Annotated in this window: 5 protein-coding genes; 1 reads left to right on the top strand and 4 read right to left on the bottom strand. The window is 74.9% G+C overall.

Annotated features, from left to right (window positions below; translation table 11 throughout):
* Positions 1 to 218 precede the first annotated feature (218 nt).
* Positions 219 to 1,091: a spermidine synthase gene (locus NH602_RS26230; RefSeq protein WP_253069182.1), complete on the top strand. Its 873-nt coding sequence runs from the start codon at positions 219 to 221 to the stop codon at positions 1,089 to 1,091.
* Between the two features lie 8 nt (positions 1,092 to 1,099).
* Here the strand turns inward: NH602_RS26230 and NH602_RS26225 are convergent, their stop codons facing one another.
* From NH602_RS26225 to alaS, 4 genes are all read right to left on the bottom strand, one after another.
* Positions 1,100 to 2,152, bottom strand: coding sequence for a 2,3-butanediol dehydrogenase (locus NH602_RS26225; RefSeq protein ID WP_253069181.1), 1,053 nt, complete (start codon positions 2,150 to 2,152; stop codon positions 1,100 to 1,102).
* Positions 2,153 to 2,256: 104 nt separating this feature from the next.
* Complete coding sequence (mltG, locus tag NH602_RS26220; protein ID WP_253069180.1) at positions 2,257 to 3,351, bottom strand: endolytic transglycosylase MltG; 1,095 nt, start codon at positions 3,349 to 3,351, stop codon at positions 2,257 to 2,259.
* Positions 3,352 to 3,492: 141 nt separating this feature from the next.
* Entirely contained in the window at positions 3,493 to 3,942 is a 450-nt protein-coding gene (gene ruvX, locus NH602_RS26215) for a Holliday junction resolvase RuvX (RefSeq protein ID WP_073574677.1), read from the bottom strand.
* Positions 3,939 to 6,611 carry an alanine--tRNA ligase gene (gene alaS / locus NH602_RS26210; RefSeq protein WP_253069179.1) on the bottom strand — a complete coding sequence of 891 codons (2,673 nt, stop codon included), beginning with the start codon at positions 6,609 to 6,611 and terminating at the stop codon, positions 3,939 to 3,941. Before alaS ends, ruvX begins: the two co-directional genes overlap by 4 nt.
* Positions 6,612 to 6,941: the final 330 nt, after the last annotated feature.

Raw genomic sequence — 6,941 nt, 5'->3', positions numbered from 1 at the left:
GCCTCGCACCACCCGGCCGGGACCGGTGCGCCGCGCGGCAGCCGGGCCAGCCACCGCCGGGTCGCGACGCCGGCGCCCCCGCCGAGGACGGCGGCGACCAGGACGGGAACAGCGACGGTGACGGTGACCATGCCTCGATCCTGGGCCGGGCCGGGCCGTCCGGAACGACGGGTTGCCCGCCTGTGGACAACCCGCCCGGCGCGGGCAGGATGACCGGAATGGGTTCCAGAGCGCCGCAGGGTGACCGCCGGGCCGGGGCGGTGGTCCGCGCCGAGGTCGACCACGGCGTCGCCGAGCTGGTGCAGGACGCGGCGCGGCCGTCGTCGTGGACGCTGCTGCTCGACGGGACGGCCCAGTCCCATGTGGACCTCGATGACCCCGAGCACCTCGAGTTCGAGTACGTCCGCCGGATCGCCCACCTCGTCGACCTCGCCGCGCCGCCCGCGGTGCCGCTGCGGGTACTGCACCTGGGCGGCGGGGCGTGGACGCTGGCCCGCTACGTCGCCGCGACCCGCCCCGGGTCGGCCCAGACCGTCGTCGAGCTCGACGGTGAGCTGGCCGCCCTGGTCGCGCACCGGCTGCCGGGCCCGGGGGTCGCCGACGGGCTGGCCGTGGTCACGGGGGAGGCGCGCGCCACCCTCGGCCGGTTCGCGCCCGCGTCGTTCGACGTCGTGGTCGTCGACGTGTTCGCCGGGGCCCGCACCCCGGCCCAGGTCACGACGGCGGAGTTCCTCACCGCCGTCCGCCGGGTGCTCGCGCCGACCGGGATGCACGTGGCGAACCTCGGCGACGGCGCCCCCTGGCCGTTCCTGCCCGGCCAGATCGAGACGGCCGGGGCGGCGTTCGCCGAGCTCGCGCTCGTCGCCGCCCCGGACGTGCTGCACGGACGCCGGTTCGGCAACCTCGTGCTGGCCGCGTCGGACCGGGAGCTGCCGGTGCCCGGGGTGACCCGCCGGGCGGCCGGGGACCCGTTCCCGGCCCGGGTCCTCGACGACGCCGACACCCGCGCCCTGGGGCGCGGCGCGGGCGTCGTCACCGACGCGTGCGCCGCACCCTCGCCCCGGCCGCCGGAGGGCTTCTGGGGGCAGTGACCCCCGGGTCAGGCCAGGGACGGGTCGACCAGGACCTTCATCTTCCGGCCCGCGTGCAGCGCCTCGAAGCCCTCCTCGACGACGTCGCGCATGGCGATCTTCTCCATCCAGCCGGTGGTGTCGTAGTGACCCTTCGCCATCAGCTCGATCACCGCCCGGTAGTCGGAGTGGGTGTAGCAGAGCGAGCCCTGGATGCGGGACTCCCCGAGGACCAGGTTGAGCAGCGGGGTCACCAGCGGCGTCTCGTAGATCGCGACGCTCACCATCGGGCGGCCCGCCCCCAGCGATTCCAGCGCGGTCGCGACGGCCGGGGCCACCCCCGCGGCGTCGTAGCAGGCGTCGGCGCCGCGGCCGTTCGTCAGGTCTGCGACGATCGCCGGTACGTCCTGGGCGGTCGGGTCGAGGGTGTGCGCGCCGAGCCGCTCGATCGCGCCGCGCCGGGTCGCCGACGGCTCGACGACGCGGACGTCCTCCACGCCCATGCCGCGCAGCGCGAACCACAGGCCGATCCCGATCGGCCCGGCGCCGAACACCAGCGCCGTGTCGCCCGGGTTCACCCCGCCGAGCTCGGCCGCGTGGTAGGCCACGGCCATGGGTTCGACGAGCGCGCCCATCTCCAGCGACACGTTCTCCGGCAGCGGGTGCAGCATGTGCGCCGGGACGACGGTCGTCTCGGCCATGCCGCCGTCGGCCATCAGACCGTGGAAGCCGATCTGCGCGCACACGTTGTAGCGGCCCTCGGAACAGCGTGAGCAGGTCCCGCAGGTGTAGAGCGGCATCACCGCGACCCGGTCGCCCGCGGCGACGCCCTCGACGCCGGCCCCGATCTCGACGACGGTGCCGGAGAACTCGTGGCCGAGGGTCAGCGGCAGCTCGCGGCCGGTCAGCGGGTGCTTCTCCCCGTTCGGGATGAAGATCGGGCCCGCGTAGTACTCGTGCAGGTCCGAGCCGCAGATGCCGTTGAACCCGACCTGGAGACGGACCTCGCCGGGACCCACCTCGCCCTCGGGCACGTCGGTGATGTCGAGGTCCCCGGGCCCCCGGTAGACGACCGCACGCATCGCTGGCTCCTCTCGCCTGACGTCGCTGTCAGGGCCCGGTCTACCGGCGGGGGGTGAGCGCCGTCACGGGTTGGGCCCAGGTTGCATGCGCGCCCGGTGATGGGTCAGAACGCTCCGGCGGCGCGGGCGCGGTCGACGTTGCCGAGGTGCTCGGGGTAGGTCGTGGCGAAGCAGGAGGCGCCCTCGGTGGTGCACCGCACGAAGAACAGCCACGGGCCCGCGGCCGGGGACTCCGCGGCCGACAGCGCCGCGGTGGACACCGAGGCGACGGGCGTCGGCGGCAGCCCGGTGTTGAGATAGGTGTTGTACGGACCGGGGGTGCTGCGGGCCTCGGCCGTGGTGCGCAGCGCCTGCACGTCGAGCGGGTAGTTGACGGTGGAGTCCATCTCCAGGCGCTGGTTCACCGCGAGCCGGTTCTCGATCACCCGGGCCACCTTCGGCATGTCGGGGACGAGCGCCTCCTTCTCCACGACGGAGGCGAGGACGAGGGTGCGGTAGGCGTTCTCCCCGCCCAGCCCGGCGGCCTCCAGCCTGGTCGCCGACGCGGTGAGCACCTGGCGCAGCACCTGCTCCGGGGTGCCGCGCGGGTCCAGGTCGTACGGCCCGGGGGCGACCAGTCCCTCCATCCGCCGTTCGGGGGCGGCCGCCCGGTAGCCCGCGCGAGCCCATTCGGGGACGGCGATCGAGGCCGGGTCGGCGTCGGCCATCGCGGCGCGCAGCGCGTCGACGTCGGTGCAGCGGGCGTCCCCGTCGGCGGTGCCGAGGCAGGTGGCGCGGGAGATCTGGGACAGCACGCCCGGGGAGACGGTGCCGTCCGGGGCGCGGGTGTCGTCGAGCTGGACACCGCCCTTGACGTCGAAGAACCCGACGCGCCGCTCCGGGTCGAGCAGCCCCTCCACCGCGGAGTCGCCGGACATCTGCGATCGCAGCTCGTAGTAGCCGGGCTGGACCCGCTGGATGTCGGGCTCCTCGGCGGCGGCCTCGACGAACGCGGCCCGGGACTTCACCACGTCCAGCCCGGCCAGGGTCTCCCCGATCGCGCTGGTGGAGTCGCCCGACTCGACCAGCACCACGACCGATCCACTCCCGGAACCGGCGTAGTCGTCGGCGCCGCGCAGGTACAGGCCGACGGCGACGAGTACCGCGCCGGCCAGCAACGCCGACCCCAGCAGGGCGAGCCGCCGCCGCCGGAAGTGCACCGGGGTCGGACGGTGTCGTACGGGCCCCGCGGTCACGCTCACATCGGGCCCCGGGACGTCACGTCGTTCTCGCCGGCGCCGGTCACGGGCTCGAGGGTATCCGCCGCGGACCCGGCCCGTGGTCACCCCCGGTCACGGTGATCAGGTTCCGCGGGTGGTATCCAGCCAGCCCTGCAGGATGGCCACCGCGGCCTGCTGGTCGATGACCGCACGCTGCTTGCGGCCGCGCACGCCGCGCCCGGCCAGCTGCCGGGTCGCGACGACGGTCGTCATCCGCTCGTCGGTCAGCTCGATCGGGACCGCGCACCCGGCCGCGGCGAGCCCCGCCTCCAGCGCGGCGGCGAACTCCCGTGCGGCGACGGCGGCCGGGCCGTCCTCGCCGCGCAGGTTCCGGGGCAGCCCGAGCACGACGCCGACGACGTCGTGCTCGGCCACCAGCGCGGCGATCCGGCGCACGTCGGCGCCGCCCTCGGCGTCGCGGGGCACGGTCTCGACCGGGGTCGCGAGGATCCCGTCCGGGTCGCACAGGGCGACCCCGACGCGGACGGCGCCGACGTCGATGCCCAGGCGCCGCCCGCGGGTGAGGGTCACGGACGCAGCGCGGCGCGCAGCTTCTGCACCGCGGCGTCGATCCCGGCCGGGTCGGTGCCACCGCCCTGGGCGAGGTCGGGCTTGCCGCCGCCGCGCCCGCCGACGGCCGCGGCGAACTCCCCGATCAGCTTCCCGGCGGCGATCCCGTTGTCCCGGGCCGCCTTCGTGGTGGCGACGACGAAGGACACCTTCTCCCCGTCGACGCCGAACAGCACGACCACGCCGGGCCGGTCGCCCAGCTTGCCCCGGACGTCGGCGGCGAGGGTCCGCAGGTCGTTGCCACCGACACCGTCGGGAGCGGTGACGGCGACCAGGGCGGTCCCGTCGAGGTCCTCGGCCTGCTGGGCGAGCGCCCCGGCCGAGGCCAGGACGGCGTCGGCGCGGTGCTTCTCCAGGTCGCGCTCGGCGGTCCGCAGCCGCTCGACGATCCCGTTGATCCGCTCCGGCAGCTCCTCCGGGCGGGCCTTGAGCTGGTCGGCGAGCTGGTTGACCAGCAGGTGCTCGGTGGTGGCGTGCTTGAAGGCGTCCAGCCCGACCAGCGCCTCGACGCGGCGCACCCCGGAGCCGATGGAGGCCTCGGACAGCACCCGGACCAGGCCGAGCTCGCCGGTGCGCCCGACGTGGGTGCCACCGCACAGCTCGCGCGAGTAGTCGCCCATGTCGACGACGCGGACGCGGTCGCCGTACTTCTCGCCGAACAGCATCATCGCGCCGAGCGTGCGGGCCTCGTCGATGGAGGTCTCGTAGGTCTGGATCTCCCGGTCCTCCTGGAGCACCGAGTTGACCTCCTCCTCGATCTCGACCAGCGCCGCGGGCGGCACGGCCCCGGTCGGGGAGGTGAAGTCGAACCGCAGCCGGCCCGGGGCGTTGAGCGACCCGGCCTGGGCGGCGGCGCTGCCGAGCGCGCCGCGGACCCCGGCGTGCACGAGGTGGGTGGCGGTGTGCGCGCGCGAGATCGCGGACCGGCGGGTGCGATCGACCTCGGCGACGACCTCGGCGTCCAGGGTCACGGTGCCGGCGGTGACGACGCCGCGGTGCACCCGCAGCCCGGCCACCGGGGACTGGACGTCGTCGACCCGGACCTCGAAGGACGCGCCGCGCAGCAGGCCGGTGTCGGCCTGCTGGCCGCCCGCCTCGGCGTAGAACGGGGTGCGGTCGAGCAGCACCTCGACCTGCTCCCCCTCATGGGCGGCGGGCACGGTGGCGCCGTCGCGCAGCAGCCCGACGACGCGGGACTCCGACTGCAGCGTCTGGTAGCCGAGGAAGTCGGTGGCGCCGTGGGTGTCGAGGACGGCGCGGTAGACCGAGGCGTCGACGAAGCCGACCTTGCGCCCGGCGGCGTCGGCCTTGGCCCGCGAGCGCTGCTCGTCCATGAGCGCGGTGAAGCGCTCCCGGTCGACGGACAGCCCGGCCTCGGCGGCCATCTCCAGCGTCAGGTCGATCGGGAAGCCGTAGGTGTCGTGCAGCGCGAACGCCTGGTCGCCGGGCAGGGTGTCGCTGCCGGCGGAACGGGCGCGGGACACCGCGCCCTCGAAGATCCGCTCGCCGGCGGTCAGCGTGGCGCGGAAGGTGTCCTCCTCGGCCCGGATGACCGCGGAGATCCGCTCGAAGTCGGTGGCGAGCTCGGGGTAGGTCGGCGCCATGGTGTCGCGGACGACGGCGGCGAACTCGCCCAGGCACGGCCCGGTGACGCCGAGCAGCCGGGCCGAACGCACGATGCGGCGCAGCAGCCGGCGCAGCACGTAGCCGCGGCCCTCGTTGCCGGGGGTGACGCCGTCGCCGACGATCATCAGCGACGAGCGGGCGTGGTCGGCGATGACGCGGAAGCGCACGTCGTCGATCTCGCCGTCCGGGCCACCCGCGCCGTAGCGCTTCCCGGACAGCTCCTCGGCCTTGGCGATGACCGGGCGGACGAGGTCGGTCTCGTAGACGTTGTTGACGCCCTGGAGCAGGAACGCGACCCGCTCGACACCCATCCCGGTGTCGATGTTCTTGTGCGGCAGGGTGCCGATCGGGGGGTGCCCCTTCTTCGGGGACAGCGCGCCGCGCTCGTCCTGCATGAAGACGAGGTTCCAGATCTCGAGGTAGCGGTCCTCGTCGGCCTCGGGGCCGCCCTCGGCGCCGAACTCCGGGCCGCGGTCGACGTAGATCTCCGAGCAGGGGCCGCCGGGGCCGGGGACGCCCATGTCCCAGTAGTTGTCGTCGCCGCCGCGGCGCTGGATGCGCTCCTCGGGCAGGCCGGCGATCTCCTTCCAGAGCGCGATGGCCTCGTCGTCGTCGTGGTAGACGGTGACCCAGATGATCTCGGGGTCGAAGCCGTAGCCGCCCTCGTCCTGGCTGCGGGTGATCAGCGACCAGGCGAACTCGATGGCGCCACGCTTGAAGTAGTCGCCGAAGGAGAAGTTCCCGGCCATCTGGAAGAACGTGGTGTGCCGGGTGGTCTTGCCGACCTCGTCGATGTCCGGGGTGCGGACGCACTTCTGGATCGACGTCGCGCGCGGGTAGGGCGCGGGGACGTCGCCGAGGAAGTACGGCTTGAACTGCACCATGCCCGCGTTGACGAACAGCAGCTGCGGGTCCTCGAGGATCAGCGAGGCGCTGGGGACGGGCGTGTGCCCGTTGCTCTCGAAGTGGGCGGTGAAACGACGGACGATCTCGTGGGTCTGCACCGGTGGGTCTCTCGTGACGGGTACGGCTGGCGACGGGTCGGCGACGGGGCGGGCGCCCTGCGCCCGCGCCACACCGTAGGCCGCGCGGCGTGGGGACGCCGCGGGAGGCCGGTCGTGCCAGGTTACCGGCACCCGGAGGAGGGGACGGCCGGTGCCGGCGCGCGCCCGAGCGCACCGGCACCGGCCGTCTGCGGGTCCCGCCGTGCTCCCGGTCCGGGGGGTCGACCGGAGGGCCGGCGGGTCCGCCGTCTCGCTCCGGTCAGACCGCGACCGGCAGCGGGGCGTCGAGGGGGGTCCGCGGCGCGGGGACGAGGACGCGGGGGGTGCGGA

The organism is Pseudonocardia sp. McavD-2-B (genome assembly GCF_024124365.1).
Taxonomy (GTDB): domain Bacteria; phylum Actinomycetota; class Actinomycetes; order Mycobacteriales; family Pseudonocardiaceae; genus Pseudonocardia; species Pseudonocardia alni.
The sequence above is the reverse complement of the archived record's forward strand: the minus strand, read 5'-3'. Positions and strand labels throughout refer to the sequence as shown.

Coding starts and splice junctions, on each gene's coding strand:
- NH602_RS26230 (WP_253069182.1), top strand. CDS start 219: ATGGGTTCCAGAGCGCCGCAGGGTGACCGCCGGGCCGGGGCGGTGGTC.
- NH602_RS26225 (WP_253069181.1), bottom strand. CDS start 2,152: ATGCGTGCGGTCGTCTACCGGGGGCCCGGGGACCTCGACATCACCGAC.